Origin of the sequence: Rhizobium hidalgonense, assembly GCF_002914525.1 — a bacterium.
In the GTDB taxonomy this organism is placed as follows: domain Bacteria; phylum Pseudomonadota; class Alphaproteobacteria; order Rhizobiales; family Rhizobiaceae; genus Rhizobium; species Rhizobium hidalgonense.
On the sequence record NZ_LODW01000133.1, the window covers coordinates 1 to 2,620 of the forward strand.

The 2,620-nt window shown below is 59.2% G+C and carries 3 protein-coding genes; all 3 read left to right on the forward strand.

Features of this window, described 5'->3' with window-relative positions; genetic code table 11:
- The first annotated feature begins 68 nt into the window (after positions 1–68).
- The 3 genes from tnpA to tnpC are packed head-to-tail and all read left to right on the forward strand — an operon-like array spanning position 69 to position 2,475.
- The gene (gene tnpA / locus ATY29_RS34940; RefSeq protein ID WP_103671231.1) at positions 69–500 is read left to right on the forward strand and encodes an IS66-like element accessory protein TnpA; all 432 of its coding nucleotides are present in this window, start codon (positions 69–71) and stop codon (positions 498–500) included.
- Positions 481–834, forward strand: coding sequence for an IS66 family insertion sequence element accessory protein TnpB (gene tnpB / locus ATY29_RS34945; RefSeq protein ID WP_003584440.1), 354 nt, complete (start codon positions 481–483; stop codon positions 832–834). The genes tnpA and tnpB overlap by 20 nt, the downstream gene beginning before the upstream one ends.
- Positions 835–885: 51 nt before the next feature.
- A complete protein-coding gene (gene tnpC, locus ATY29_RS34950) occupies positions 886–2,475 on the forward strand; it encodes an IS66 family transposase (protein ID WP_097537541.1) in 1,590 nt (529 codons plus the stop codon).
- The last annotated feature ends 145 nt before the right edge of the window (positions 2,476–2,620 follow it).

The following is a 2,620-nucleotide window of genomic DNA, read 5'->3' on the forward strand; positions in this document are numbered from 1 at the left end:
TTTCCCCGCACCTTCTGCAATTGAGTGAGCTTTGGCATGAGGTGTCCACCAAAATAGGTGGACACCAAGTGATGGAAGAAGGTCAAAAACTTGCCGTGCGGCTGGTCGGTCGGAATGGGAGACGCCGTTTCGATCAAAGTTCGAAAGACCGCCTTATTGCGGCCTGCCTTGAACCTGGCGCATCGGTATCGAAACTCGCGCGCGAACACGGGGTCAACGCGAACCTCGTTTGGAAGTGGATGCGGAAACATACCCAGCCCCTTGCGTCGCCGCCGTCTTCGACATCGTCTTTTATTCCGGTGCAAATCACCGCGGCCAGCGACGAGTTTGAGTTTGGTGAAGAGCTGCCTCGGAAAGCAGAGAGGAACCGGCCGCTGCCCTCTCCAGCGAAGGTGAGCGCGTCACTGCCGAACGGCGTGAAGCTGACGTTGGAATGCGGTGACGTAGATGCATTGACGGCAATCATCGGAGCGCTGGGTCATGTTCAGACTTGGCGCTGATCTCAAGGTTTACCTGCATCGCGAGCCGATCGACTTTCGGGCCGGCATCAACAGCCTTGCTGTCCTGGTCCAGGAGACGATGGCGCTGGATCCCTTTGCTCCTGCGGTTTTTGCCTTTTGCAATCGCCGTCGTGACCGGGTGAAGCTTTTGTTCTTCGACCGGTCCGGCTTTGTGCTGATCCTGAAGCGGTTGACCGAGGACAAGTTCAGATGGCCCCGCCGCGAGGTGCCGGTCGTTGTGCTGACGACAGAACAGCTCCACTGGATTCTCGACGGCATCGATATCGATGCGATGATCCGCCATCCGGTGCGGCAGTATCAGATCGCCGGCTGAGGATGGCGAATAGCGATTGACGCGCAGGGGCGGTTCAGATTCAAGAATCTGATGACTCGCACCGGCGAACCGAGCATTGCAGAACTGATGGCGCAATTGGCAGCCAATGCTGCCGAAATCGCTGCGCTCAAAGCCGAAAAGGAAGCGCTCTCGCAGCGGGTCGTCAAGCTTGAGGAGGAGTTGGCGCTTGCAAAGCTGCATCGCTTTGCACCCCGCAGCGAAAAGCACGTTGATCGCCTCTTCAACGAAGCCGAAGAGGCTGCCGACGAAGATGACAGCGGCGACGGTGATGACGTTGTCGATCTGCCGGACACGGGCCTGCCGGCGGTCGAGAGCGCCGTGGGAAAAAAGCGCGGCCGCAGACCTCTGCCGGAAGACCTGCCGCGTGAGCGTGTCGAATATGACCTTCCCGACGATCAGAAGGCTTGCCCGTGCTGCGATAGTCAAATGCATCGCATGGGCGAGGCCGTTACCGAGCAGCTTCATATCGAAGTCAAGGCAAAGGTCCTGCAGAACGTCCGGTTCAAATATGCCTGCCGCCATTGCGACCGCACCGGGATCAACACACCCGTCGTGATCGCACCGATGCCGACGCAGCCCCTGCCGGGCAGCATCGCTACCGCTTCGACGCTAGCCTTCGCGCTCGTCCACAAATACGTCGATGGCACACCGCTCTATCGCGTGGCGCAGACATTTGAGCGGGCCGGCGTGCCGATCAGCCGCGGCGCTCTCGCTCACTGGGTCATCGGTTCAAGCGAGAAGCATCTGCATCGCATCTATGACGCTCTGAAACTGCGGCTGCGATCGAAGCCTCTCATTCATGGCGATGAGACCACAGTCCAGGTCCTGAAGGAAAAGGACAAGGAGGCCACCAGCACATCGTATATGTGGGCTTATCGCAGTGGCGAGGATAGTGACCAGCCAATCGTACTGCTCGATTATCAGCCCGGCCGAGGCCAGATCCACCCCCAGGCCTTCCTCGGTGACTACCGCGGCATATTGGTGACCGATGGCTACACCGCGTGGCGCACATTGCATGGCGCAACTCATGTCGGATGCATGGCTCATTCACGACGGCGCTTCGTCGAGGCTCTCAAAACCCGGAAGAATGGAGGCGGACCGCCGGAACAGGCACTCCGGTTCTTCGAGCAGCTCTACCGGATTGAAAAGCAGGCAAGAGACAAAACCCCAGATGCCGGTGAGACGACGGCTGATTGCATTCGCCGTTTCCGCCAACAGCACAGCTTGCCTGTCCTGAAGGCCCTAAAGGCGTGGCTCGACGCCATCGCGCCGAAGGTCGTGCCGGATACCAAACTCGGCGACGCCGTCTCCTACACCCTGAACCAATGGGATTACCTGACACGCTACACCAGCGACGGCAGAATCCCGATCGATAACAACATTCTGGAACGCGAAATCAGAGTTTTTGCCACCGGAAGAAAATCGTGGCTGTTCAGCGACACCGCCGACGGAGCCAAGGCCAGCGCAGTGGTCTACAGTTTGATGCTGACTTGCCGCGCCTGTGGCGTCGACCCACTCGCCTGGCTGCGCTACGTGCTCACTGAGTTGCCGCAGCGGGACGAAAGGGCCGACATCGTCGACCTGCTGCCGTTCAACTTCGCCAGAACCGAAGCCGCCTGACACAATACGGCTCCAAACGTTGATCCGATGCCAATCAACCGGTTGGCGTCAACGTGCAGCGAAAATCGCGCTTACGATACACCGGTTTCGATCGCGATGTGCTTGCCAGTCAGGCGCTGGCGGCGAAGCGTGATGATGCGCTCCG